The organism is Paenibacillus sophorae (genome assembly GCF_018966525.1).
Classification (GTDB): domain Bacteria; phylum Bacillota; class Bacilli; order Paenibacillales; family Paenibacillaceae; genus Paenibacillus_AQ; species Paenibacillus_AQ sophorae.
In genome coordinates this window covers 1,448,811-1,473,264 of sequence record NZ_CP076607.1, presented here as the reverse complement: position 1 = coordinate 1,473,264, position 24,454 = coordinate 1,448,811, and the positions used below count along the sequence as shown (strand labels likewise).

General features: G+C 52.5%; 25 protein-coding genes. 4 read left to right on the top strand and 21 right to left on the bottom strand.

From position 1 onward, the window contains the following. Window position 1: 1 nt before the first annotated feature. From KP014_RS06925 to KP014_RS06835, 19 genes are all read right to left on the bottom strand, one after another. Window positions 2-1,318 (bottom strand): ATP-binding protein, encoded by a 1,317-nt coding sequence (locus tag KP014_RS06925; protein ID WP_246590655.1) that lies wholly within the window; start codon window positions 1,316-1,318, stop codon window positions 2-4. Between the two features lie 63 nt (window positions 1,319-1,381). Beyond that, the gene (locus KP014_RS06920) at window positions 1,382-2,032 is read right to left on the bottom strand and encodes an amino acid ABC transporter permease (RefSeq protein WP_036592097.1); all 651 of its coding nucleotides are present in this window, start codon (window positions 2,030-2,032) and stop codon (window positions 1,382-1,384) included. 149 nt (window positions 2,033-2,181) lie between these two features. After that, on the bottom strand, window positions 2,182-2,832 hold the full coding sequence (locus KP014_RS06915) for an amino acid ABC transporter permease (protein ID WP_036592098.1): 651 nt from the start codon (window positions 2,830-2,832) through the stop codon (window positions 2,182-2,184). Window positions 2,833-3,076: 244 nt separating this feature from the next. Continuing rightward, window positions 3,077-3,913, bottom strand: coding sequence for a transporter substrate-binding domain-containing protein (locus tag KP014_RS06910; RefSeq protein ID WP_036592099.1), 837 nt, complete (start codon window positions 3,911-3,913; stop codon window positions 3,077-3,079). A gap of 30 nt (window positions 3,914-3,943) precedes the next feature. Further along, complete coding sequence (locus tag KP014_RS06905) at window positions 3,944-4,672, bottom strand: amino acid ABC transporter ATP-binding protein (RefSeq protein ID WP_036592100.1); 729 nt, start codon at window positions 4,670-4,672, stop codon at window positions 3,944-3,946. Window positions 4,673-5,037: 365 nt separating this feature from the next. Next, window positions 5,038-6,030, bottom strand: coding sequence for an inorganic phosphate transporter (locus KP014_RS06900; protein WP_036592102.1), 993 nt, complete (start codon window positions 6,028-6,030; stop codon window positions 5,038-5,040). Between the two features lie 13 nt (window positions 6,031-6,043). Then, a complete protein-coding gene (locus KP014_RS06895) occupies window positions 6,044-6,658 on the bottom strand; it encodes a DUF47 domain-containing protein (protein ID WP_036592104.1) in 615 nt (204 codons plus the stop codon). A gap of 266 nt (window positions 6,659-6,924) precedes the next feature. Continuing rightward, entirely contained in the window at window positions 6,925-8,013 is a 1,089-nt protein-coding gene (locus tag KP014_RS06890) for a DUF3048 domain-containing protein (protein WP_090834406.1), read from the bottom strand. A gap of 236 nt (window positions 8,014-8,249) precedes the next feature. Then, the gene (locus KP014_RS06885; RefSeq protein ID WP_090834407.1) at window positions 8,250-9,167 is read right to left on the bottom strand and encodes a hypothetical protein; all 918 of its coding nucleotides are present in this window, start codon (window positions 9,165-9,167) and stop codon (window positions 8,250-8,252) included. Continuing rightward, window positions 9,164-10,003 carry an ABC transporter permease gene (locus KP014_RS06880; RefSeq protein ID WP_036602277.1) on the bottom strand — a complete coding sequence of 280 codons (840 nt, stop codon included), beginning with the start codon at window positions 10,001-10,003 and terminating at the stop codon, window positions 9,164-9,166. Before KP014_RS06880 ends, KP014_RS06885 begins: the two co-directional genes overlap by 4 nt. Further along, window positions 10,000-11,190: an extracellular solute-binding protein gene (locus KP014_RS06875; protein WP_036602275.1), complete on the bottom strand. Its 1,191-nt coding sequence runs from the start codon at window positions 11,188-11,190 to the stop codon at window positions 10,000-10,002. Before KP014_RS06875 ends, KP014_RS06880 begins: the two co-directional genes overlap by 4 nt. A gap of 25 nt (window positions 11,191-11,215) precedes the next feature. After that, window positions 11,216-12,253: an ABC transporter ATP-binding protein gene (locus KP014_RS06870; RefSeq protein ID WP_036602272.1), complete on the bottom strand. Its 1,038-nt coding sequence runs from the start codon at window positions 12,251-12,253 to the stop codon at window positions 11,216-11,218. Between the two features lie 50 nt (window positions 12,254-12,303). After that, entirely contained in the window at window positions 12,304-13,128 is an 825-nt protein-coding gene (locus KP014_RS06865) for an ABC transporter permease (RefSeq protein WP_036602270.1), read from the bottom strand. Between the two features lie 132 nt (window positions 13,129-13,260). Continuing rightward, window positions 13,261-14,262, bottom strand: a complete 1,002-nt coding sequence (locus KP014_RS06860) for a LacI family DNA-binding transcriptional regulator (protein ID WP_036602268.1) — start codon at window positions 14,260-14,262, stop codon at window positions 13,261-13,263. A gap of 2 nt (window positions 14,263-14,264) precedes the next feature. Then, window positions 14,265-14,996, bottom strand: a complete 732-nt coding sequence (locus tag KP014_RS06855; RefSeq protein WP_036602266.1) for a glycerophosphodiester phosphodiesterase — start codon at window positions 14,994-14,996, stop codon at window positions 14,265-14,267. A gap of 88 nt (window positions 14,997-15,084) precedes the next feature. Further along, the gene (locus tag KP014_RS06850) at window positions 15,085-16,074 is read right to left on the bottom strand and encodes a CehA/McbA family metallohydrolase (RefSeq protein WP_036602452.1); all 990 of its coding nucleotides are present in this window, start codon (window positions 16,072-16,074) and stop codon (window positions 15,085-15,087) included. After that, entirely contained in the window at window positions 16,062-16,541 is a 480-nt protein-coding gene (locus tag KP014_RS06845; RefSeq protein WP_036602451.1) for a hypothetical protein, read from the bottom strand. The genes KP014_RS06850 and KP014_RS06845 overlap by 13 nt, the downstream gene beginning before the upstream one ends. 225 nt (window positions 16,542-16,766) lie before the next feature. Beyond that, entirely contained in the window at window positions 16,767-17,543 is a 777-nt protein-coding gene (locus KP014_RS06840; protein ID WP_090834409.1) for a DODA-type extradiol aromatic ring-opening family dioxygenase, read from the bottom strand. Between the two features lie 85 nt (window positions 17,544-17,628). Next, entirely contained in the window at window positions 17,629-18,456 is an 828-nt protein-coding gene (locus KP014_RS06835) for an alpha/beta hydrolase family protein (protein ID WP_036592678.1), read from the bottom strand. A 332-nt stretch (window positions 18,457-18,788) separates the two neighbouring features. Here KP014_RS06835 and KP014_RS06830 point away from each other — a divergent pair, with 332 nt between their 5' ends. Both KP014_RS06830 and KP014_RS06825 read left to right on the top strand, forming a co-directional pair. Then, a complete protein-coding gene (locus tag KP014_RS06830; protein ID WP_036592677.1) occupies window positions 18,789-19,235 on the top strand; it encodes an NHLP-related RiPP peptide in 447 nt (148 codons plus the stop codon). A 98-nt stretch (window positions 19,236-19,333) separates the two neighbouring features. Beyond that, window positions 19,334-20,833: a radical SAM/SPASM domain-containing protein gene (locus KP014_RS06825; protein ID WP_216700470.1), complete on the top strand. Its 1,500-nt coding sequence runs from the start codon at window positions 19,334-19,336 to the stop codon at window positions 20,831-20,833. Between the two features lie 144 nt (window positions 20,834-20,977). On the opposite strand, the gene KP014_RS06820 is transcribed toward KP014_RS06825, so the two are convergent. Further along, on the bottom strand, window positions 20,978-21,163 hold the full coding sequence (locus KP014_RS06820; protein WP_036592675.1) for a hypothetical protein: 186 nt from the start codon (window positions 21,161-21,163) through the stop codon (window positions 20,978-20,980). Between the two features lie 184 nt (window positions 21,164-21,347). Here KP014_RS06820 and KP014_RS06815 point away from each other — a divergent pair, with 184 nt between their 5' ends. Together KP014_RS06815 and KP014_RS06810 are read left to right on the top strand one after the other, a co-directional pair. Continuing rightward, on the top strand, window positions 21,348-22,010 hold the full coding sequence (locus tag KP014_RS06815) for a DUF1129 family protein (RefSeq protein WP_036592673.1): 663 nt from the start codon (window positions 21,348-21,350) through the stop codon (window positions 22,008-22,010). A 20-nt stretch (window positions 22,011-22,030) separates the two neighbouring features. Further along, window positions 22,031-23,020: a hypothetical protein gene (locus KP014_RS06810; RefSeq protein WP_051499728.1), complete on the top strand. Its 990-nt coding sequence runs from the start codon at window positions 22,031-22,033 to the stop codon at window positions 23,018-23,020. Window positions 23,021-23,068: 48 nt separating this feature from the next. Here KP014_RS06810 and ilvA read toward each other — a convergent pair whose 3' ends face one another. Next, window positions 23,069-24,331 carry a threonine ammonia-lyase IlvA gene (gene ilvA / locus KP014_RS06805; RefSeq protein ID WP_036592672.1) on the bottom strand — a complete coding sequence of 421 codons (1,263 nt, stop codon included), beginning with the start codon at window positions 24,329-24,331 and terminating at the stop codon, window positions 23,069-23,071. Window positions 24,332-24,454 lie beyond the last annotated feature (123 nt).

Below are 24,454 nucleotides of genomic sequence, written 5' to 3'. Positions count from 1 at the left end.
TCTACTCCTCCTTTCGCAGATTCTTCGTTGGAATGGCGATCTTGAACATGGCCCCGCCCGCATAGGGAGCGTTGCTGACCGTAATCTTGCCCTCGAATAACCTGACGATATCCTGCACATGCGAGAGTCCGATTCCCGTCGCCGCCACGCCCTCATCATCGAATTTGGTCGTGAAGCCCGGCTCGAACAGCAGCTCGCGGTCGCGGTCGTTCACACCGCCGCCGCTGTCGGTGACAGTGAGCACGGTCATGTCTTCTTTTTCGTATATGTTCAGATAAATGGTTCCCGTATCTTTGATCGCCTCGACGGCATTAGCTGTAAGGTTATTGAGCAGCGTAAGCAGAGGAATGTAGCTTGCGGTGGTATAATCGGAGGTGGTCTGCTGAATGATCGTGATATTCTTGCCAAGCATGTCGGCATACTTCTGGTTGCTCTTCACGGTAAAACGCAGAAGGCCAGACAGCGGCATATCGCCGGTTACTTCGCGGTCCACCAGCTTCGTCAGACCCGCCAGAATCCGCTGCGAGTCCTTCTTCACCTCATGAATCTGCTGCGTGATGTGGAGCACCTGGCGGCTGTGGGCCGGCTCTCCGCCGTCTTTGAGACTGCGATACAAATCATAACTGTCCAGCGTAGCCTGTTCCAGCGTACCGATTGATTTTTGCAGATAGAACACTTCCCCGTACAGGCCCGATCCGAAACCGAGCATCTGCTCCATCCGGCGGTTCTGTTCCTTCTGCACCAGCCGAAGCTGACTGACGGATATGCTGCTGTACAGCCCTGTAGTAAAATAGGTTCTCAGCATGGCAATCGCCATCAGATACGTCCATTCATTCAGGCGGAACGAGGTCGTTCCCAGCACGACCAGCCGGGTCAGCAGTTCCATCTCATTGGAGAGCAGATCGATGACCGCCGCCACAGCCCCCAGCACCAGCGGATGGAAACCGTCCATCCGGTCTTTGATTACACGCATCAGCACGGCAAAAACTATGTAATACACCATCGCGGAGCAGTGTCTGGTCACAATCTCAAGTATGGTAAAATCCGTTCCCGCCAGATCAAGGCCTGTCCGGAACAGCAGCACGGATACGCCCGTAACCACGCCGGTGAGCATAAACGGAAGATGCCGAAACAAAAGCAAAAACAGCAGAAATGCACTGCTGCCTAAGCCGATTCTGAAGATGTCGCCAGCGTAGGGATTGATCTTGAACTCCCCGGCAATCGCCGTTACGACCGCGACCAGCAGAATCTGAATATATGGATGTCGGTTAAGCGGCTGCCCCATTAGCCAATACTCCCGCGTGCTAGTATTAGCCATTATAGTACCATAAACCGCTCTGAATTCCTATAAAATACTACGAAAAACGACTGCGGCGTAGTGTTAAGCATTCTTCGTCTCCAGACGTTTGGACAGCAGGGACAGCAGGAAATTGACTGTAAAATAGATCAGCGCTACGAGCAGCAGCGTCGGAATCGTATAGTTAAAGCCGTGTCCGATAATAATTCCGGCGTTGTGCATCAGTTCCTCCAGGGAAATAATGACCGCCAGCGAAGTATCCTTCAGCAGGGAAATAAACTGGCTGACCAGCGGGGGAACCATGCGGCGCAAGCCCTGGGGGAGCACGACATGCCACAAGGTCTGCGCGCCGTTAAGTCCCGACGAACGCGCCGCTTCAATCTGCCCTTTGTCGACCGAGGCAAGTCCGCCGCGCACAATTTCCGAAATCATCGCCGCCTCAAAAATCGTCAGTGCCGCTATCGCCGCTGTAATCAGCCCGAGCTTGATTCCGACCTCCGGCAGCGCGAAGCGCATAAAGAAGATGAGGAGCAGCAGCGGCAGATTTCGGATCAATTCTACAAACACGAAGCTGAACTGCGATAATACCGGAATCTTCGTATAGCGGATCACACCAAGGATACAGCCAAGCAGGAAGCTGAGAATAATCGCCACAAAAGCGACAAGCAGCGTGACATACAGGCCATCCAACAAGAACTTGAGATTTTCCGCTGAATAAGCACCGACAAAATCCATCGTTTATCCTCCTTTCAATCCCGCAAAGTACTCGAAATCGACTTCGAAGCATCTTCTTCACTTTGTGGGGTTTATCTTTCTTTTCCGGGGTCCCCGCAAAGTATTAGGAATTCGCTTCATAGCATCATCTTCACTTTGTGGGGATCATTTCAGTATTTGCGCTGGAGCCGGCGTTCCCACACCCGCATGCAATAACTTAGCGGCAGAGTCAGCACCAGATAGAACAGCGCAACGAACACATAGGTATCGAACGTGCGGAACGTATCGATGCTGACAATATCCGCGTAATACATAAGATCAAGACCGGCCACGATCGTCAGCACCGACGAGTTCTTGATCAGGTTGATGAACTGGTTGCCAAGCGGCGGAATAACCAGCTTGATTGCCTGCGGCAGCACGACATGGATCATCGTCTGAACATAGGTCAGGCCCGATGAACGCGCCGCTTCGGTCTGGCCTTTTGGAATGGCCGAAATGCCGGCCCGGATCGCTTCGGCAATAAAAGCCGATGTGTATACGGCCAGGCCGATTGTTCCAGCCGTAAATCCGTCTAGAGACGAACCGAATGCCGAGGGGCCGTAGTAAAAAATATATACGACGAGCAGGAGCGGAATATTGCGGATAAACTCGACGTACCCCGTCCCGAACCATCTCAGCGCTTTTACGGTAGAAATGCGGAATACCGCGAATAGGGTACCCAGCAGAAAGCTACCGGCCAGCGCCAGCAAGCTGGAAAGAATCGTACCGCGGAATCCTTCCATATAAGTGCCGAAATAGTCCGTCAAAATGGAAAACTGCATCTTGATCACCTGCCTTTTGTCTCATAATAGCGATTAGCACAGTCCTGTACTTGTAACTCTCTATATTTCTTATGTTCCCCGCGCTCTCTTCACGGTCGTCCTTTGACAAGCACGAAAGGATGGCCAGCGGAAATCGCCCGTCCCATCCTTTCGCTGATGCCGACTTTAAGCCGATTTTTCTATATTCCCCTCTTTAAGTGCATCCCCATGCACATTAAGCAGTGAACCTGCCGCTTATATAAACTTACTTGGCCGGCGCTTTGCCGATCCATTTTTCATAGATTTTGTCATACTCGCCGCTCGATTTCAGCTCGGTCAGCGTGTCGTTGATCGCTTTTACCACTGCGCTGTTGCCCTTTTGTACGGCAATGCCGTAAGGCTCGTCGGTGAACGGTTCGCCTACAACTTCATAGTTCGGGTCCTGTGCCGCCATACCGTAAAGGATAGCATCGTCCGTCGTCAGCGCGTCGCCCTTGCCGGTTTTTAGCGCGTTGAAAGCATCCTGGTAGTTGTCGAATTCGAGTACGGTTACACCCGGAACCTTTTCTTTGATATTTTTGACCGAAGTCGAGCCCTTAGAGCCCAGCACTGTGGAGTCTTTCGTAATGTCGGCGATGCCTTTAACCGGGCTGCCTTTCTTCACCAGCAGCGATTGTCCGGCTTGGAAGTAGACGTCGGAGAAATCAACTTCTTTCTTGCGCTCTTCCGTAATCGTCATCGTCGCTACGACCATATCGATTTCGCCGTTGTTCAGCATCGGAATCCGCGTCTTGGAGGTTACTTCTTTCAGCTCAATCGCGTTCTCGTCGCCGAGAATATGCTTCGCGATCGCTTTGGAAATGTCGATGTCAAAGCCTTCAACCTGGCCGCTCGAAGGGTCCTTCAGACCGAACAGCTTCGTGTCGTATTTAACGCCGACCAGCAGTTTGCCGCGTTCTTTAATTGCCGCGATTCCGTCCGATCCGCTCTCTCCCGCAGCTGCGTTGCTCCCGGCCGCATTATTGCTGTCGTTGCCGCATCCTGCCAGAATGAACAGCGCGATCACCATCATTACGCTTAACAGCTTCCAACTCTTTTTCATATTTGCTTCTCCCCAGTTCTTATATATTTTTTAGTGGCTTAATACCCTGCTGAGAAAAGTTCGCGTGCGCTCCTCGCGCGGGCTTGCGAAGAATTGCTCCGGAGCCGCTTCCTCCACGATCTGTCCCTGGTCCATGAAGATCACGCGGTCCGCCACCTCGCGGGCAAAGCCCATTTCGTGGGTAACGACGACCATCGTCATACCTTCCTTGGCCAGTGTCCGCATAACGTCAAGCACCTCGCCGACCATTTCCGGGTCCAGCGCCGACGTCGGTTCGTCGAACAGCATGATTTTAGGCTTCATCGCAAGCCCTCTGGCAATCGCCACACGCTGCTGCTGCCCGCCCGAGAGCTGATTCGGATAGGCCTTCGCCTTGTCGGCAATGCCGACTTTCTCCAGATAATACATCGCCGTCTGCTCAGCTTCCGCCTTCGGTACGCCCAGCACCTTGACAGGCGCCAGCGTGATGTTTTCGATTACTTTTTTATGCGGATACAGATTGAAGTGCTGGAACACCATGCCGATATCCCGCCGGACTTTGTTGATATCCGTCTTCTTGTCATTAATGGCCGCGCCGTTTACGGTAAGCTGTCCTCTCGTGATCGTCTCCAGACGATTGATGCAGCGAAGCATCGTACTCTTGCCCGAGCCGGACGGACCGACCACAACGACTACTTCCCCTTCCTCAACATGCAGATTAATGTTCTTGAGCACGTGGAAGTGTCCGTAATGTTTATCTACCTGCTGAAAATCGATCAACGACTGTCCCCCCTCGCTCTATATAGCCCTGACATTTGGAATCTTCCAAGAAACGTCTTGTTGTCAGCTATGGTAACACTTGAGAACAACCTTACTGTAACCACTATAAAAAACTACACTTTCCTACATTGATTTTCATATTAAAACCGCAATTTCCTTTACAAACTGTGAGGTATTTTATTTTCTTTTCCTATTGATTAATGTTTTTTATCGTTTTGCTGTAACTTTTTGTGACATAAGTCTCTTGCCTTCACTAATAGTATTAAACAAAAAAACGCCTGTTGGCGCTCCCGTCTGTCCCCTTATACAAAAAAAAGAAGCCGAATCGACGTTGTCGATCCGGCCCCGGCATTAACGCTTCAGAGCTAAAAAAGAATTTTAAAAATAATACCTGCAAGCGCGGCGCTGATCGGTATCGTAATAAACCAGGTGACGACAATCCGGCCCGCTACGCCCCATTTAACCGCGGAGAAGCGCTTCGCTGAGCCGACGCCGAGAATTGCTGACGTTATCGCATGGGTCGTACTTACCGGCAATTTCAGCAGCGTCGCCGAAAAAATAACGGAAGCTGCCGAAATGTCGGCGGCAAATCCATTGATCGGTTCGATTTTGAATATTTTCGTACCCATCGTCTTGATAATCTTCCAGCCGCCGATTGAGGTCCCGAGCGCCATAGCGGTCGCAGCCGAAATTTTGACCCAAATCGGAACTTCCATCGTACCCAGACGGCCGGAGGTAACAAGCGCAAACGTAATGATCCCCATCGCTTTCTGCGCATCATTCGTTCCGTGAGTGAACGACTGGAAAGCGGCCGTTATGATCTGCATCGTGCGGAAGCCTTTGTTGACCGTATGCGGACTTTGCTTCGCAAATATCCATTTGAGTATGGTCATGACAATATATCCGATAACAAAAGCGATAATCGGAGAGAAAATAAGCCCCTCTACAATGTCTCTAAATCCGCTCCATTTGATATGATCCGAGCCCGCCCCCACATAGACCGCTCCGGCAAGCGCTCCGATCAGCGCATGGGAAGAGGAGGAAGGGATCCCAAACCACCAGGTGATCAGGTTCCAGATAATCGCGGCGACAAGTGTAGCAATAACGACCTCGATCCCGTTGTCCAGCTTCGTCGGATCGGTTACACTGCCGCCGATTGTCTTGGCTACGCCGGTAAACAGCATCGCTCCGATAAAGTTCATGCACGCTGCCATAATAATCGCCGTACGCGGTGAAAGCGCCCGGGTCGATACGGAGGTCGCAATCGCATTCGCCGTATCGTGGAAGCCGTTGATGAAGTCAAAGCCGAGTGCGAGTATTATGACGATGCCTAGAACCAATAAAGATGATGTATCCATAGTTACTTGCCCCTTATGAGTTGCGCATAATAATTGATTCCAGTATGTTGGCTACGTCTTCGCATTTGTCCGTCGTCGTCTCCAAACGCTCGTACAGTTCCTTGCGCTTGATCAGCTCAATCGGATCCTTGACCTGAGCGAACAATGCCTTAGTACAGTTGCGCAGCACTTCATCGCCCTGATTCTCCAGGTCGTTCAGCCGAATCGTATATTCGCGGATAGCCAGAAGCTTCTTCTGCGACAGCAGATGAACTGCCTTCTGAATCTCATAAGAGGACTGACGGAGAATCTCGGCGAATTGGCCGATGTACTCGTCCGTCTGGGTCATGTTGTACATATAGAAACGGGTGGCGGAAGCCTCAAGTCCGTCGATGACATCGTCCATTCTTGTGATCAGCGCCATGATATCGTCGCGCTCCAGTGGGGTAATGAACGTCTTGTTCAGCTCTTTAATAACCGTGTGCGTATATGTATCGCACTGGGATTCATACTTCTTCATTTCTCCGGCAAACAGCTCCAGATCGCTTAGATCGGAAAGATGCTGGGCGAAATAATCCGCAGCCTGGACGATCGTATCGGCCATATTTTCAAGCGTCTCGAAGAAAATGTCCTTTTTTCTCAGCCTCATATTGTAAACTCCTTTGTATAAAGTTCCTTGGAACGGCGGAATCATTCAATTGTAAACACAGTATAAAATTAAATGACGACCTTTGTTATCTTAACATACCGCCTTGAAAGATAGAAAGTAAAAACAACCGAACTTTTTACAATGAAATCACAATTTGTCGAACGAGAAAAAAAGAATTCGCTATTTTTGGTATTTTAGGAATTATACGGACTTCGCTTAAAATGTTCGCACCCGTTCGCCATCTTATACTCCTTTTGCCACCGGCGTTACGAGGACGTAACAGTTAAATGGCTCTCAAAAGAGGGCGTGTTAGGCACAATCAAAAAATGGGTGACTCCCGGGTACAACGCCGCTTCCTTGCCGTCCCGCACGAACCTTATGACGTCGCCGGCCTTGCGGACCCATCTGCCCCGGGTGGCCTCTCCCCGCTGGAACAGCATGGCTTCTCCTCCAAGCTCCAGGTTGACGGACAGCCTGCCTACCTCGTCAAGCACAGTGTGGTCGGCCCCCATGACGATAACGTTGGCTGCTTCGACCGGTTCGCCGCTGTCCTGATCCAGATGCGGCTTTCCATTAACCCATCTTGCATAGGTGCGCGAAGCGGAATCATATTTGTAATCCACCGTATAGCTCTGGAGCAAGAAGTGGACCTTGAACCCGGACGCGGGTTCCCCGCCCACCGGGACATAATCCGGATTGGTAAAAAGATATCCCTGCACAGCCACCGCTCCGCCGTATCCGAACTTCTCCGCTCCGGTCCGAAGCTTGTCTTCACTTGTATATAAATTGTGGGGTGCCTTACGGCTTTTATCCCGCCAGAAGTAGGCGCCGGCCCTTCCGATTTCGTCCATGTCCTCTTTATGCTGTCTCTGTAAAATGGCATATGCCGCCGGACTTCCGCCCGCATGCACGGTAACACCGCCGTAAGACTCGCCGATATCGATCAGATAGGGACGGATGCTGCGGACCGGCCCGATTTTGGATATGCCCGATTGGCTCTGATAAATCGCGATCAGCCGCGTAATTCCCCCTTCGGCCAGCACCTCGTACAGAAGATCGGCCTTGGTCAGTCCCGATTGGGGACGGGCGGCCGGCGCGTTGTTGATCATCACGGCAAGCGGCCGGGGAAGCGGCGCTTCCGTGACAGGGAGCCCGGTTAGTCCCGACACGGACACCGGGGACAGGGCGGGCGACGGGGCCGGGACAGGCGTCGCCGGGGCCGGAACGGCCGAGGATAGCGGCGCGGCGCTGGAAACGCCGGTGGGTTCCGCGGTTTGCGGACCGCAGGCGGAAAGAACAAGCGAGGCCAGCAGTATTCCTGCCGCCAGCCTGGAACTGGAACGGTTAAACATCATAAAAGTAAACGTCCTCCTTAACGGTTCTTGAGCTATCCTTCCATTTAAGCACAGTGAGACTTTTTTGTCTTGCCGCCTTGCGTAATCCTGTATCGATGAAAGCGCCTTAAACCAAAGGCAGGCCCCTAAACGAAGCAGCAAAAAGGCACCACCATCATCCTCCCGCGATGCATGAATTGCATCGTCTGCGGGCGGGCTACGGCAGTGCCTGTACAAAATGAAAGTTCGGTGTTTCCCTAATCAAGCAATGCCCGGGTGAACCGGTCCGGCCATTCCATTTTCGGGTGGAAATTGTAGGGGATGGCCTGTGTAAACAATATCGCATTCGCATAAAGCGACTTGAACATAAGCGGCTTACGCTCCAGATAAAGGAGCGGATCGACCTGAGCGGAGAAGTCGATATACGACTCATAGGAGCCTTCAAACCCCTGCGGCCAAAATCGCTTCAGCGGATGCTGCGGCAGGCGTCCGCCCGCCTTTACATGCTCGTACGTTTGCCGCATCCAATCCTGCATGGTCATGTTCTTCATCGGAATGTGGATGTTTTCCCAACCTTTAAGCAGCGATCCGTGCTTTCCCCACTCGATTCGGACGATAGGCCGCTCCCCATTCTCCCCGGCTTCAAGTACAGCCTCCTCCGAGGAGATCACCGAGCTGTGAAAAAACGTCATAACCCCAGTGACCGTCGCCTCTTCAGGGTCATACTCCACCCATATCTCTTCGTGATCACAGGGCTCATAATCATCCGGGAAGTCGAAATCATCCTCCCAGAACAGGTGATAACCGATGAGCGGCCGCGTCGGATGATGGACAGCTGCGACATCCTTCAGGGGAAAGCATTCCGCCTCGGTTGTAAGCAGCAGCGGGCAATGGCGGCGGATAGCGGCAGCTTCCTGTTCCGTAAGCGAGGACGGCGGATCAAGCTCCAGCGCCATCTGATAGGCATGTCCCGCCCGGCGGAGCTGCCCATCCAGATGATAATATTCCCCCTGCCTTGCCGGGAATTCGGCGTCATCAGGAAATACTTTGTGCAGCAAGTCGAGCACAGGAATGATGGTTACGCATGTTTCCAGGGCTGTGACATTCCCGTCCCGCATCGCCTCGGCCAATCTCGCGCTAACCGTCTTCCATTCATGCGTATAGATTTCAATCATGGCCTGGCCGTCTCTTCTTTAACCATAGAACGGATATAGAAGTACCCTAGCAGCGAGCACAGCAGGAACGTGAAGAAGGAAATCGCCGCTGCCTGTTCGCGCTCCTGGAATACGCTAAATACCTGCTCCATCGAAACGCCGAGCATTTGGGGAGCATTCGGACCGACCAGAAACGGAGCGGTAAATGAACCGATGACACCCATGAACACGAAGGTAACCGCGACGAGAAACGTTTTGTACGATAATGGCAATATGATACGGAAAAAGATGCGCAGGCGTCCGGCCCCGATATCTTTGGCGCTCTCTATGACCGCGTTCGGGATTCCCGCCAGCGCCGAACTGAGCAGCATCGTCGTAAACGGGATATTGAACCAGAGATTCGCGATAATAATCCCCTTCTGATCAAAAATAATCCGCGGAAGCGTTCCTCCGAACAACAGCAACCATCGGGACAGCCAGCCGTGATTCCCCAGCAGGTTGATCAGGCCGTAAGTCGCGATAACCCCGGGAATAAATATCGGAATCATATAGGTTTTGCGGATTAAATCAACCAGCCTGCCGGAACTGAAGCGCATGTATACCGCCAATGCGTAGCTGACCGCCAGCACAATAACACAGGAAACAATCGTCACTTGAAGAGTAAACACGATATTCGCGCGCATCCCCTCGTCGGTAAACAAATACATATAACGGCTAAGGTCGTACCCGCCGGTTTCATTGCGCAGGCTTTCTATAAAAGATAATATAATCGGAATGACTACGATCACCGACAACAAGAGAAAGGAGGGGATAACCAGACAAAGTCCGAATATCCCCATTTTCACTTCTTTCCTCATTGGGCCGCCACGTCGCTCTGCCAGCGTTTGTTGATCTCTTTGCTCAAATCACCGACGTTGAAATTACGGAAGCCTTCCGATACGCCTTTAAAAGAATCCTGAATGTCCTGCGGCATGCTCGTCAGCTCGATTCCCGGGAAGCCGTGCATCGTCTTCACCATGACAGCTTGCGCCTCAGGCGACAGGACGAAGTCCAGGAATTTATAGACGGCTTCTTTCTTCTCGGATAGCTTCGGCACCATCAGATAGGTCGGTCCGCCATTGAAGCCCGGCGTAATTTGCTGCATTTTGGTCGTTGCCGGCAGTTGGCCTTTATCCAGCTGTTCAAGCACCATGTCGGACCAGGCCGGAATCATGTCGACCTCTCCGCTCGTCAGCAGATCAAGCGTACCTTGATTCTTTTTCGGGTAAATGCCTTTTCCGTACAGGTAAGGGCCGAGTTCCTTCAGCGTCGCAAAGCCTTTGGCCCAATCCTTCTCGATGGCCGGGTCGTCGCTATGAATCGCATCTTCAGGCAAATCTTTATAAAGGGTCGTCGTTACGAAGGAGCTGCCGGAGCCCCCGGTGGAAGGATCGTTATAAGCAAACCGCTCGGGATGCTGGCGAATCCATTCGAACACCTCGTCCAGCGTGGTCGGAGGCGCAGTCACCTTCTCACTGTTATAAGCAAGCACGACGGCGGACGAACGGTAAGGCACTGCCAGGTTCGCGACATCTTCCATCGTTTTTGAGTCTACTTTTGCGAGATTTGGAACGGAGCTTGTGCTCAGTGTATCCCAGAGATCATCTTTCTGGCCTTGGGTGACGAAGGACAGAGCATCTTCATATAGGTCAATATCGCCCGATCCCTTGCCTGCTTGCTTGGCGGCCAAAATACGGTCATAGGTCGGTTGAGCGCCGGTTCCAGAAGGAATATACACGAGGTTCACCTTAACGTCCGGATTTTTTTCTTCGAACATTGGCGTGAGCTGATCCCATAAGTTCTTTACGTTCTGGGAGCCTGTAAAATAAAATTGAATTTCGACCGGTGTGCTGGAAGAGGCGGAATTGCTTGCTGCGGTGGAATCGGAACTAGTATTGGCGGCGGAACCTGATGAATTGTTATTCGCTGTACCGCAGCCAGCCAGAATACCGAACGACAAAGCGAGCGCTGACAGCACGGTAAAACCTTTTTTCATACGAAACATGTAAAATTTCCTCCTTTGTTTGTCCTTACTTGTTCGGATAAGCAATCACTTTGGCAAAAGCGACGGTTACACGCTGACCCATAGAAAGTTCCTTCACGGTATCTCTCGGCTGAAAAGCCCGAATCGTGCCGTACCCGTCAAGTTCAATCGACACCTCGGCATAATGGCCGAGCACCATCAATTGTTTGATTGTTCCATACAAGCCGTCTTCTTCTCCGGAACCTGGACCCATTATGACATCTTCCGGCCTGACGGCGATGACGATTGACCCCGCAAGACGTTTCGTATTCGGAAAAACCAGACCTCCCACTCGCAGCTTGTCCTCTTCCACCACCCCCTCCAAAAAGTTCATTTTGCCGATAAACTGAGCGACAAACAGCGTATCCGGCGAATCGTATATATCCTGAGGCGCCGCGATCTGCTCGATATTCCCCTGGTTCATCACGACTATTCGGTCGGAAAGGGAAAGGGCTTCCTCCTGATCATGGGTGACGAACACCATCGTCAGGCCGGTCTCCGTCTGAATCTCGCGCAGCTCTTCCCTCATCTCGTGACGAAGCTTGGCGTCAAGCGCAGAGAAAGGCTCGTCCAGCAGCAATACCTCGGGCTTCAGCAGAAGGGATCTGGCGACGGCGATACGCTGCTGCTGCCCGCCGGAAAGCTGGCTGGGGAATTTCTTCTCCACGCCGGGCAGCCGTACAAGCCGAAGCGCATCCTCCACGGCGCTCTTGATTTCCGCCTTGGGCGTCTTGCGAATTTTAAGCCCGAACGCGAGATTTTCATAAATGGACATATGCGGCCACAGATTGTACCCCTGAAAGACCATCGAGGTCGGCCGTTTCTCCGGGGGAAGCTTAACCACGTTCCGACTTGCAATCATAATTTCGCCCGAATCAGGCTCAAGAAAGCCGCCGATGCTTCTGAGCACCGTTGTTTTGCCGCAGCCGGAAGGGCCTAACAGGGTAACCAATTCACCTTTTTTAACATCGAGCGAAATATCGGTTACGCCCTCTCCCGTCTTGTAACGTTTGGTCAAATTGCGAATCGAAAGCTGTACACTCATGAAATTCCTCCGTGATCCGGAAATTGATCCGGTTATTGTCCCGGGACTGGTTATTTAACTTGGAAACCGCTGGCCATAATATCCGCGCTGACAAAACGCTGAGCGGCTAACAGCAGAATAATGGTCGGAGCGGTAAGAATGATCGAGAATACGGCGCCGGCGCTGCTGGGAAAATCGGCGATAATCGAGTACATGACGATAGGCATCGTCTTGAAATCGGGAATTCCGACCAGAAAAGTGCCCTGGGCCTCGTCCAAAGAGTTCAGAAAGGTGAAGATCGATGCGACCAGAATACCCGGCATCGCCATCGGCAGCGTAATACTGCGGAATACGCGGAACGGCGTGGCGCCCACATCCCTCGCTGATTCTTCCTGCGCCGTGTGGACATTGCGGAAGGCGGCCGTCGGTATCCAGGTCATAAACATCAGGACGTTGATCATATGAACCAGGACCACGCCGAGCAGCGTATTCATCAGCCCCAGTTTATAAAAGAGGACGGCAATCGAGACATACAGCCCCATTTTCGGAAAAGCGTGCGTAAGCAGAAAGGAGAACAGAAAGAAGCGGCTCAGCGGAAATCGTATCCGGGCAAAAGCATAAGCGGCCGGGATGCAAATGACGATGGACAATACCGTGACTAAAGCGGCAATCAGAAACGAAAGTCCGATGGATTTGGCGATATCCTCCTCCTGGAGTACGAAATGCCACCACTGTAAAGACCATTGCCGCGGCAGCAGGTCGGGATAGTTCCACTTGCTGCTGAAAGCAAGCACGGCAAGATTCAAGAGCGGCCCGACAAAGAACACGACAAAAGCGACAAGCAGCAGGAACTCGAATATTTTCCGAAAACCGATGGCTCTGAAATACCAACTCATGCGCCTGTAAAGCTCCTTTCCGGGATAAATGCCTCTATGTGAGACCGTTCCCACGTCACCATCTTTATTTTAAAATCGTAGTATTTGAACAGTATTATCTGAAATTACATGAACGGTAAAGTATTAGCGGCTTTAGGTAGACTGGCGAATAATCAGCTCGCTCGCATACTCGTTCAGCTTGGGGAGGCCGTCTTCCTTCCGGATTAGCCGGTCCAGCATCCATACCGCATCCTGTCCCATCTTCTCCTTCTCCACCCTTACGGTGGTGAGCGAAGGGGAATACATCGAAGCGAAATCGATATCGTCAAAGCCCATAACGGCGACTTGTTCAGGTACCCTAACCGACCGCTCGGTCAAAAGCTTCATTGCTCCGAGAGCGAGCATGTCATTCGTTGCAAACAACGATGTGAAGGCTCCATTTGCAAATAAGTCCCAATTCTCCAGCATGACCCGGTATCCCATATCTGCGCTGGATTCCGGCGAGGGAACTACAGTCAGTCCTCCGTTGTTGCCCAATCTTTCCATGCTGCTGCAAAAGCCCTTCAGGCGCAAATTATGGCTTCTATGCTCCTGCGGACCTGCGATAATGAAGATTCTACGATGCCCGAGCTGGTGCAGGTAAGAAGCGGCGCGCTCCCCTCCTTCTTCGTCTTTGCTTACGATCTGAACGACTTCCGGATCGTCTGTCGATCCGTTGACCATCAAATACGGAATATGGAATGATTTTACGTAATCGATGACATTTTGCCGGAGCCGGCTGATCAGAATTAATCCGTCAACCCGCTTTTCCAGCATAAAATCGGTGGAACGCAGCGACATCTCACGGTCTGTGGTAAGAAACACGGAATAGCCTTTAGCCCCGGCCGCCATCAGGATGGCGTCGACAATTTTGCCGTACAGCGGATGGGACACGATTGGCTGCTGCTCCCGGAAAATGATAACGCCGATATTATGCGTCCGCTGCGCTACCATCGCTCTCGCCACCGCGCTTGGCTTGTATTGGAGCGTCTCAATAACCTTCATCACCCGTTCACGCGCTTCTTGACTGGCGTAGCCGGAGCCTGAGATCACTCTGGACACTGTCGATTTGGAGACGCCTGCCAATGCGGCGATTTCTTTAATGTTATAGCCCACGCTCAACTTCCTTCCGTCAACAATTCCTTTTTAACCCGAACGAGGTCGGCAACATTTCTTGTAGTTATAGAATGTATGCCCATACCTGCGTATAATCTCATGTCCTTTTCCTCGTCAACGGTCCAGATGTAGATTTGAAACCCGGATTCAGCCGCTTTCTCCAGCAGATACGGTTCAACTAAACGGTAAGGCACATTAATTCCGAAACAGCCGGCGCTTTCAGCATCTTGAAATGTCTGCAGGACGGCTTCCGTGTAGCTCCCGTTAAGAAACAGACCGGAATTCACATTGAGAAGCTTACGCAATCTAGGGCTGCTATGCTTGGCTTTACGTGCCCTGTCTGCCTCGCAGCCCGACAGAAATACGCGGTCGATCATGCCGAGCTTCTTGGCCAATTCGGATACCGGCTCAATGCATTCATCCGCCTTCAGGTCAAGATTCATCGTCTTGCCTGAATTCCGCACCAGATGCAGAGCCTGCTCCAGCTTAACGATTGGAATGGACTGACCTTCATTTAATTCCGAAATCGTCATTTGCGATAACCTGCCCATGGACCCGTTCGCCAGGCGGACCGCATCATCATGGCTGAGCACGGGTGTTCCGTCACGGGTAACCCGAATATCGTCTTCAATAATATCCGCCCCGTTCGCAAGGCCCGTTTCGATTGAGAGCAGGGAGTTATCGGGCGTATTCATACAACCGGTATGCGCGGTAATCAGCGGAACAGCATTCACTTATTCATTCCTCCTTAACTAAGCTAGCGGCGGGAAGTCCAAACATTCCTCGTAGTTACGACTGATATCTGATGAAAAAATCTCAAGTTCAGCTTATATAGATGGCATTCGTAAAAGCGATCATCGTTCGCATGCCTTTTACAATGCCCCATAATTCGGCCCTCGCCCATATGAGTCCGTCTGCCGGGATGCTGAATCTGTGGATCTGATCGGCTGAACTGGCAGTGAACTGTGCGAGAGTTCCCGTATTACCCGTAATCTTTAACGCAAAATCCTGTGCCGGCAGTTCCCACAACGTCTGTCTAACGGAAAAGTCGATCTTCACATGGAGATTGATCAGGTCTGCTCCAGTTGGCATGGAGACGGATTCGCCGATGCCATACCATGTGCCGCCGGCCTCTGCCTCCATCGTCACCAGCGGACCGATCGTTACCGCGGCCCGCCCCTGCGCCAGCGCACGAACCGCTTTTTGCGAAATCGTTCCCGGCCCGTCGTCCAGCCCCAGATAAGTGACTGAGAGAGGCTCGTCCGTGTGCGTCTGCTCATGCCAATCCCGTCCGGATGTAGCCGCGATGCGGATGCCGGCGTTCAGCCGTTCCGTCCACAAGGCGAAGGCCCGCCGATTCTCGGGCTTGACCGATGCGAACGTTCCCGACCATACTTCGATGTAATCGAGGTCGTTCCAGTCCTTGATTTCATATTCCCAGTAACAGCCGGTGCAGACAGGACTTCCGATACGAAAGGGATGCGCCATTCCGGCAAGCCCGCCCTGCCCGTGAACCATGGAGATTCCATCGTGAATGTCAGATCGTTCCGCCTTACGCCAATCCACAAAATTCTGCAGGCCGACCGTCACCATATGCCCGTGGAAGGTCGTCCACTCCATGCCCGGAATAATGACGACACCCGTTTCTTGCTGGGCTTGCTCACAGTCCCCGAGCCCCGACATCGTATTATGATCGGTAAGCGCGATGCAGTCGAAGCCCAGCTTCGCCGCACCTGCGGCCAGTTCCCGCAGTGACTGTCTGCCGTCGCTGTGAAAGGTATGCGTATGTAGTTCGGAAGCTAGCCATCGCATGCGGTATCCGCCTCCTCTGTCCATATCGACAATTCATACGAGCACCGATCCGTTATAACAGCGTGAGCGCTGACCGTTACATTCCATTGGCCTAAATCCAATTTCCCGGCCAGCAGCCCTTCGGACGCTTCCTGTTCCGACAGGAACAGGTTCTGTTCCGCATCATGCCTATGGCACGAGCCCCGATAACCGTTAGGGTCGTCCATCGACAGGGTAATGAGATTTTTGAGCGGCAAATATCTCCTCCAGCCTTCCCGGACCGGGCTCTGATGCTCCGGGGCAATATAGGTATCAATGGATTTCATAATTAAATCCATGGCCTGCCCCTCGTCTTTCAGCAGCTTGGGCCAGTAGGCGAACCGGAGCCGGATGGCTGTGGCAGGCTTGTCCAACCGAAATTCATATGTGATATGGTGTTTAGAATCAGAAGGGGCAAGCTGCCCTGTGACGTTCAGCAGCATCATCATGTGACTCCCCTCTCTTTATATGATTCTGGGATCGATCCCACAACTAAACTTTACAGTCCGATTGTTTAGCGAGAATTAACGGGGGTTTCAAGCTTTGTAAAGCGGAGCGGTAAAGAATTCCAACTGGACCACTCCAAAATGCAGCTGCAACTGACTTGTGAAGTCAGCCCTTTCAACACAAAAAAGGCTGACCTTTAACGGTCAAGCCTTCTGTCATCTACTATATTATTCGAATCTCCAGCAGTTCAGGCTAAGTGTTCCGTATTGGTACGCCTGAAACATCCGCTGCGCCCTCGTGTCATTGGCTGCCGTTCCCAACGCGTAGAACAGCGGAACAAAATGCTCTTTCCCGTAGGAAGGAACGGCGTCGCGGGCATGAGGAGCCTGTTTGTCATAGGCGAACAGCGCCTCAAGATCTCCGGCCTCCAGCTTCTCCGCAATCCAGCCATCGAAGTCCACCGCCCATTCCGCCGGCTTGCCGCCGTCTTCGAGCATCCTTAAATTGTGGACAAGGCCTCCGCTGCCGATGAAGAGTATGCCTTCATCCCTCAGAGGCGTGAGCATGCGTCCGATTGCATACTGCTCCGCCGGCGACCTTAGCGAATCGACGGACAGCGCCACAACTGGAATATCGGCATCCGGAAACATCCGCCGCAGTATAACCCAGACGCCATGATCGATACCCCGGCCCCGCACAGGCTGATAGGAAAGGTTGCCTGCAGCGAACAGCTCGCCGATCCGGCGGCTGAGGCTAGCGTCTCCGGGAGCGGGATAGGTAAGCCGGTACATCTCTTCAGGGAATCCGTAAAAATCATGCAGCGCCTCATGGCGTTCATCCACCGTAACCAGCTGCTTCGGGCTGTCCCAATGCGCCGAGAACACGGCGATACCGCGCGGGCGCGGCAGTTCCCGGCCGAGCTTTTCCAAAAAATCGGTGTAGTCATTATCCTCAATCGCAAGCAGAGGGGAGCCGTGTGCGATAAAAAATGCCGGAATTTTCATTGATGCCAACCTCCAAACGCTGGGTTTTTGGTGTGCATCTTTATTTTAACGTTTCCAGCCTGGTATTGCGAGTAAAGCACCCTTCCTAGATCATCCAATTTTGCCATTCTTCCTGTAAACGTTCCTGTTCGTTCATCCACTCTTTTGTCCGCTTCAGCAGCTGCTGCTGGGCTGGGCCCGAAGAGAAGGTATGATCGGCCTGAAATATGATCTCCTTATCGCAGCGCCCGTCGGCGCGCGTCCAGAACAGCTTTTGATATAAAAAGGCGTAGTCTACCGGAATGACATCATCCGAGGTTCCATGAATCACAAGCACATCGCCGCCAAATTTGCCAGCCTCCTGAAAGGGCTGAAAATCGGCCAGCGAGTTAAAATACACCGGCGTGAAGCTGTATCCGGCATGATCGGCAGAACCGGTCTGTACCGCCTGATCGTACGCTTCCCGTCCGACAATTTTCACGATATCATTAAAGGGATAGCCGACAGCCGCCCATAACACGAGATTCTTCACCCGGCGGTCCCTTACCGCTGTAAGCAGGGCGACGGCTCCCCCCAGACTGTGGCCGATCAGCGTTACCCGAGTGGGATCAACATCGGCGCAGCTCAGACCATAATCAAGCACCGTCCGCGTCTGGGCGATCATCGATTCCACATCCTGGGCTCCGTAATTGCCGCTGCTCTCGCCGCAGCCGATATAATCAAAGCGGATGACCATGTATCCGTCACCTGCCAGTTCGCGGGCGGCCTTGACGAACAGACGGTCCACGCCAATTCGGCTGCCGATAAACCCGTGGCAGATGACCACGAGCGGCACCCGGTTTTTACAGCGGCCGGACTTCCCTTCCTTCACCGGATAATGTATGCTGGCTGTCAGTTCCTCTCCTCTATGCCGGATGGTGATCGCCCGTTCCATGTCCGTACCTCCTGTCATTAATCGCTAACCCAGATATATTATTATTCCGATTAAATTACTATGATTTATATCTTTATAATATCCCTCCACAATTATTTTGTCAATATTAACGCCTCTTTACACAGGGTATCGCTTACAGAATTATCAAACAAACCCCACATGGAGTATCTCCAGGAGGTGCAATTACGGGCCAATTTGGGCAAAAATCAAGATTGAAAAATAAGAGCTTGAGAAATCAGCAATTCAAAAAATATAAAGACCGTAAGTATATCTATTTAAAAACGAGAGAATAATGCCAGTAGAAAAGAGAAAAATAATAGGAGATGATTGACATGAATTCTCACGAATCAGAAGCTGACAACGATAAGGTTCCTGAGTTTCCTGCCGAGCTGCCCTCAGAGATATCCCTGCTCCTTCCCAACCAGCAGCAGCGTGACGAAGCGGCTCTGCTCTACAAGTTATGTAGCGACGACGGATTCAGGGAAAAGTTCTGGAAAGACCCTGCAGGCGCCATCGTTGAGGCAGGATTTACTGCTGACGCCGAAACGGTTGATGCGCTTCACAAAGCGGATCGGGTCATTTTTAATCAACTGGTGCAAGACTGGAAGGAAGCCTTAAAACGCAGCGGCGCGTTCAAATGGGGGAAAGACCCGGCAGTGGAGCCGAGGTCGGTGGTGATGCTGGCCGCAGCAGTGATAGCGGGAGCTGCCGTCGCAGGTTTCGTAGCCGGGTATTTGGCTGGGAAAAGTGCTATAAGAGAAGGAGCGAGGAAGATTTGAGTTCACAGGTACTTCTACTTGGCCGGAGCTGCCATCCGGACTGTCCGGTATGCTTACATGATGATGCAGCGGAAATGTCGCACTCTGACATTGATGAAATGATCAATAAGCTGAATCCGCTCTGTAACGAGGTCTACGTGGGAATCGAGGCATTTACGAAGATGGAGATTCTTCCGAATGTGATCAAATCATGCCGCTCAAAAGGTCTGATGGTCCATCTCCTTACACGAGGTCAACAATTCGGAAGCTTCGAGGATGCTGCAACGGCCCTCATGGAGCTGCGTCAGCACGGAGATTTCACAGTATTGGTTGTTTGCGATAACCGGCACTGGGATACTACAGATAAAGAGCGTCTAGCACACATGCTGAAGGCCATCAAAAATGTCGGAATCTTTCCTGAGCTGCTGTACCTTAAACGTTCGGATGAGACCATTCCCTCTGATCTTCTGTTCATGGACGAGATCAATCATTTCTTTACGATTTACAGCCGGACTGCAGATAACTTGTTTGACTTTATGAAGCAGAAAGAATGGAGGATCGTCGGCAACGAGGAACCGGCCATCGACTTGTCCGAAGCAATAATCCAGAATGATATCGGCAATCGCAGTCCGGGAATGGCCGATTTTCCATTATTCTTTCAAACACTGGTTCTGGAAACCACGCATCTCTGCAATGCCCGATGCAGTCACTGCTACACCAGTTGCGGTCCGGACCAATCTCCCGAACGAATGCCTTTGGATCAAATCAAGCGGGTTATTGATGAAGCTTCGGCACTGCCGAACCTGTTCAAGCGCTGTCACGTTGGCGGCGGCGAAGCTACCATTTTTTGGGATGAGATGTTGGAAATCTTGAAACATGCCAAAGATCACGGTTTCACGAATTCAATAGTGACAAATGGATGGTGGGGAAAGACTCTTCCGGTTGCGCGCCGCAAGATTTCCGAGTTGAAACTCGCCGGGGTGGAGCTCATCGAATTCAGTGTGGACGCGATGCATCAGGAGTTTGTTTCTTCTGAGCCAATTTCGTACATCATCCAAGCGGCTAAGGAATCTGATATTCGAATCACTCTACGAGTCTGCACCACAAAATCAAGACGGGCTGATGCTGTTATCGGCAATCTGTCAGGCGAGGTTCAGAGCGACATTACAATCGCAACCAGCAAGGTTGTGCCCATTGGCAGAGCCAAGGAAGCGATTCCACTTGAGGATATATGGACTACCTCCGAACTCCCCATTGGGTCCTGCCATACATCGCTAAATTTAGCTGTGCTCCGGAACGGCGACGTGTTCCCTTGCTGCGCAGGAAGCGAAATCTGCCCCTCATTAAAACTTGGCAATGCCTTTGAGCAGCCGCTGCCAGAGATTATGAAGGCACTCCGGGGCAATTTCTTGGTACGGGCACTTGTCCATGCCGGCCCTGCCTATTTCGCAATATTATTGCAAGAAGCAGGACTCGGTGATCGTCTGCTTCCCGAGTATGGGAGTATATGCCATCTGTGCACTCAAATTTGTACTGACCAGGAACTCACCGGGGCCGTGCAACAAAAGCTGGAGGAGAAAATACTAGGAGTGATCCCTAAAGTTGCAGGATTTATTTGACGGAAACCTTAGGCAATTCGACCACTAGATAACCCGGCATTCTGTACGATCAGAGGCCGGGTCTTTTGGTCGTATCAGGCCATATATCAGAGCAGTGAATTTGTCCTATTGCAGCTTAAACGGCCGCCGGTACGTTAACGGGGTTTATGAAATATCGCCAGTTTCCCGTTCGGCTTGCCGTTCCTTCATCCGTTCCCCATGAGTTCCGGCGGCGCTGTCCGAAAGACTGAAGCCGTCCGAGCCGCCCCAGTCGCAGACTCCGCTGCCGGAAACGCGGGATGTGCCGCCTTCCGCTGAATATTCCGCATCCTGTTCCTTTTTACGTCCCATAGAGCGCTGCCTCCTTTTGTTCTCCAAACCGAAAGTCTAAAAATTTCCTTATCATTATTTGCCTTCGGTAACCGCATTATACGGCGGCAAGCCGGGCACTCCTCCTTGCACGGAACGGCCAGGCAAACGTATACTCTTCATAGAGAATATCCGCTTGCGGTTACTGGAGGGCAATACTTACAAGATGAAAGTCAGGGACATGATCAAGGAAAACAACCGCCTCAGGGAAAAGATGACGCCGGGCAATCGCTCTTTCTTTGAGGATATGATATTAGCGCTGCGGGCCAGCCGGGTGGACGCCGTGCGGACGGAGGAGCTGCTGTTAGAGGCAGCCGACAAGCTGCTGCGCGAGCAGGCCAAAGGCAGGACCGCCCAGCAAATATTCGGCAGCGATCCGGAAGAATATTTCCGGGAAGCCATCGAGAGCGCGCCGGCCCGTCCCGAGCGCGGCAAGGCACGCCACTACGCCATGATCTCGTGGACGGCGCTCACCCTGTTGTTCGGCATGCAGGGCATTGCCGGACTTATCACCGTGTGGAGCCAGGGGACGGCCGGACCGTTCGGCCGGATCAGCCTGTTCACAATGATCGCCGTCGGCCTGGGCTCCATTATCGGCATCGAGCTGCTGATGAAATGGCTCTCGTCCCTCTCCGAGGACGATGTTCCCAGAATAGGCGGGTTCAACTTAAAAGCGCTGGGCGTATACATTGGCGCCGTAGTCGCCGTTGTCTTCGCCGGACTCTATTTCAGACAGCTGTTCCCGGTATTTACGCTGTCTCCCTGGCACTGTCTGCTGATCTTCGCCTGCGGACTTATCGGCCTAAAGTTTATCTTCTTTCGTAAATAATAGCCAGGGAGGTCCAATCCATGAACAAAACCGCCATTATCGCCGCAGCGGCCGCGCTGCTCCTCGTCTGGCCGGCGCTGTGGACGCAGCCGGCTTACGCGCAGAAGGCCGCCGCTGCCGGACTCGCATCGGCCTCATCAGCTAGTTCCAGCCACGCCGAGGCGGTCTATAAAGCCTACCTGCCGCTGTTATCGTCTTCCGCCAAGCTGCCGAAGGCGATCGGCTATTTGAACGCCAATATTTACGCCGTCGGATCATACCGCGCCACGATTATGACGCTAAGGCTTGAAAATGTCCAAAAGGCGGCGCTGCCCGCATGGCAGGATAGATTCTATGCAGCTGGGGTTCAGCGCGAACTGACGGACCTTTACGAACCTGGAGATAGCCTTGCTAAGCTCGCGGACAAGACGGATAACGCAAATTTGCGCTTGCTGCTGCGGGGAGCTGCGGGGAACGGATACAAACTGGAGACGGCCGAAGGATCGTTCTTCCCGGTTATTGATTATGCAGCTTACCGGAAATACAAGATGTATGTAATGAGCGACATCCGCGACTATATATCCATTATGGCCGTGGAATCGGACCTCCCCTCGAACAAGGACAACGGCCTTACTATCGCTTGGGCGGAGGTGGCGTCCCGCGCGCTGGCCCAGGAATCCTTCATCGCCGCCTACCCGCGTTCGAACCGGATAGAGACCGTAAAGTCGCTATACCGGATGTATGAGATCGACACGTTCTACGGTCTGAACAATACGCCGCTGTTCCATTACGACAACCTGGAGATGGATCTGGAAGCGAACAAAGCCTATACCGCGGTTCTGGCCAAAAATACCGGCGATAGCCCGTACCTGAAGAAGCTGGACGGCTTCATGAAGCTGCTGAAAGAGCATGATTACAAGCTTACCGATGAAATCGAGGAATACCGCAAGCAGGCGGCGCCTCAAGCACAAGAAAGTCCTGCCTCATCGCAGCCGTCCATCCCTTCAGGTGCGGCCCAGGGTGAACAATAAAAGGCTGACGCAGGGTTATTGCCTGCGCCAGCCTTGTTCCCGTTAGGGTCAGATCAGCATATTGAACAGATTCAAGTCTTTGTTCAGTTCGACATAATCCACGCCTTTGAGCTTCATCCGCTCAACTAGCGGTTCATAGGCTTCCTTCGACAGCAGCTCGATGCCGACAAGAGCCGGACCGTTCTCCTTATTGTTCTTCTTCGTATATTCGAACCGGGTAATATCGTCGTCAGGACCGAGCACTTCCGACACAAATTCGCGCAGCGCGCCCGCCCGCTGGGGAAAATTGATCATGAAGTAATGCTTCAGCCCTTCATAAATCAGCGAACGCTCTTTAATCTCCTGCATCCGGTCGATATCATTGTTGCCACCGCTCACGATGCAGACGACCGTCTTGCCGCGAATCTGCTCGCGGTATAGGTCCAGTGCGGCGATCGGCAGCGAGCCTGCCGGTTCCACCACGATGGCGTTCTCGTTGTACAGTTCCAATATAGTCGTACAGGCTTTGCCCTCCGGCACCTTAACGATGTCGTCAAGCGTGCGGGTGCAAATATCGTACGTAAGTCCGCCCACCCGTTTCACCGCTGCGCCATCGACGAACTTGTCGATCTCCGAAAGCGTGACGACCTTGCCCAACTTGAACGCTTCGCTCATGGAAGCCGCCCCCATCGGTTCCACGCCGATGACCTTGGTCGACGGACTGACCGTCTTCACATAACTTCCCACGCCCGCCGCAAGCCCGCCGCCGCCGATGGTCACAAATACAAAATCGGCCGGATCGGCCAGACTCTCCATAACTTCCATCGCAATCGTCCCGTTGCCTGCAATGATCTTCGGTTCGTCGAACGGATGAATGAGCGTCATTCCCTGCTCAACGCAGGCCTGCATCGCTTCATCATAGGCGTCGTCGAACGTATCCCCCTTGAGCACCACTTCGACATAATCTCCGCCGAAACGCCGAACCTGCTTTACTTTCTGGCTTGGAGTGGTGCTGGGCATATATACTTTGCCGTGAATCCCGAGCGTACGGCATGAGAAAGCGAAGCCCTGCGCATGATTGCCCGCGCTGGCGCAGACGATTCCCCGGTTTCTCTCCTCCTCAGAGAGACTGCGGATCATATTATAAGCTCCGCGGATCTTGAAAGAGCGCACGACCTGAAGGTCCTCGCGTTTTAAATATACATTGCAATCGTATTTGGCCGACAGCACCTCGTCGCGCTGCAGCGGAGTCCGGACAATGACTTCCCGCAGCTTATGATGCGCTCGCACGATGTCTTCCAAACCCACGATCCGGTTGTCGCTTTCCTTCATGAATTCTCCTCGCTTCACTGTCTTGATAGCGTTTCGTATCCGAAACTTGATGTTTTTAAATGAACAAAAAGCCGCTCTTTGTAACATACTCCCCCAGCGGCTTTTTTTCAAGCATTGCGGGTG

What these genes read in the sequence shown, in the direction of transcription:
- KP014_RS06925 (WP_246590655.1), bottom strand. Translation starts at nt 1,318, where the DNA reads ATGGCTAATACTAGCACGCGGGAGTATTGGCTAATGGGGCAGCCGCTT.
- KP014_RS06920 (WP_036592097.1), bottom strand. Translation starts at nt 2,032, where the DNA reads ATGGATTTTGTCGGTGCTTATTCAGCGGAAAATCTCAAGTTCTTGTTG.
- KP014_RS06915 (WP_036592098.1), bottom strand. Translation starts at nt 2,832, where the DNA reads ATGCAGTTTTCCATTTTGACGGACTATTTCGGCACTTATATGGAAGGA.
- KP014_RS06910 (WP_036592099.1), bottom strand. Translation starts at nt 3,913, where the DNA reads ATGAAAAAGAGTTGGAAGCTGTTAAGCGTAATGATGGTGATCGCGCTG.
- KP014_RS06900 (WP_036592102.1), bottom strand. Translation starts at nt 6,030, where the DNA reads ATGGATACATCATCTTTATTGGTTCTAGGCATCGTCATAATACTCGCA.
- KP014_RS06895 (WP_036592104.1), bottom strand. Translation starts at nt 6,658, where the DNA reads ATGAGGCTGAGAAAAAAGGACATTTTCTTCGAGACGCTTGAAAATATG.
- KP014_RS06890 (WP_090834406.1), bottom strand. Translation starts at nt 8,013, where the DNA reads ATGATGTTTAACCGTTCCAGTTCCAGGCTGGCGGCAGGAATACTGCTG.
- KP014_RS06885 (WP_090834407.1), bottom strand. Translation starts at nt 9,167, where the DNA reads ATGATTGAAATCTATACGCATGAATGGAAGACGGTTAGCGCGAGATTG.
- KP014_RS06880 (WP_036602277.1), bottom strand. Translation starts at nt 10,003, where the DNA reads ATGAGGAAAGAAGTGAAAATGGGGATATTCGGACTTTGTCTGGTTATC.
- KP014_RS06875 (WP_036602275.1), bottom strand. Translation starts at nt 11,190, where the DNA reads ATGTTTCGTATGAAAAAAGGTTTTACCGTGCTGTCAGCGCTCGCTTTG.
- KP014_RS06870 (WP_036602272.1), bottom strand. Translation starts at nt 12,253, where the DNA reads ATGAGTGTACAGCTTTCGATTCGCAATTTGACCAAACGTTACAAGACG.
- KP014_RS06865 (WP_036602270.1), bottom strand. Translation starts at nt 13,128, where the DNA reads ATGAGTTGGTATTTCAGAGCCATCGGTTTTCGGAAAATATTCGAGTTC.
- KP014_RS06850 (WP_036602452.1), bottom strand. Translation starts at nt 16,074, where the DNA reads ATGCGATGGCTAGCTTCCGAACTACATACGCATACCTTTCACAGCGAC.
- KP014_RS06845 (WP_036602451.1), bottom strand. Translation starts at nt 16,541, where the DNA reads ATGATGATGCTGCTGAACGTCACAGGGCAGCTTGCCCCTTCTGATTCT.
- KP014_RS06840 (WP_090834409.1), bottom strand. Translation starts at nt 17,543, where the DNA reads ATGAAAATTCCGGCATTTTTTATCGCACACGGCTCCCCTCTGCTTGCG.
- KP014_RS06835 (WP_036592678.1), bottom strand. Translation starts at nt 18,456, where the DNA reads ATGGAACGGGCGATCACCATCCGGCATAGAGGAGAGGAACTGACAGCC.
- KP014_RS06830 (WP_036592677.1), top strand. Translation starts at nt 18,789, where the DNA reads ATGAATTCTCACGAATCAGAAGCTGACAACGATAAGGTTCCTGAGTTT.
- KP014_RS06825 (WP_216700470.1), top strand. Translation starts at nt 19,334, where the DNA reads ATGATCAATAAGCTGAATCCGCTCTGTAACGAGGTCTACGTGGGAATC.
- KP014_RS06820 (WP_036592675.1), bottom strand. Translation starts at nt 21,163, where the DNA reads ATGGGACGTAAAAAGGAACAGGATGCGGAATATTCAGCGGAAGGCGGC.
- KP014_RS06815 (WP_036592673.1), top strand. Translation starts at nt 21,348, where the DNA reads ATGAAAGTCAGGGACATGATCAAGGAAAACAACCGCCTCAGGGAAAAG.
- KP014_RS06810 (WP_051499728.1), top strand. Translation starts at nt 22,031, where the DNA reads ATGAACAAAACCGCCATTATCGCCGCAGCGGCCGCGCTGCTCCTCGTC.
- ilvA (WP_036592672.1), bottom strand. Translation starts at nt 24,331, where the DNA reads ATGAAGGAAAGCGACAACCGGATCGTGGGTTTGGAAGACATCGTGCGA.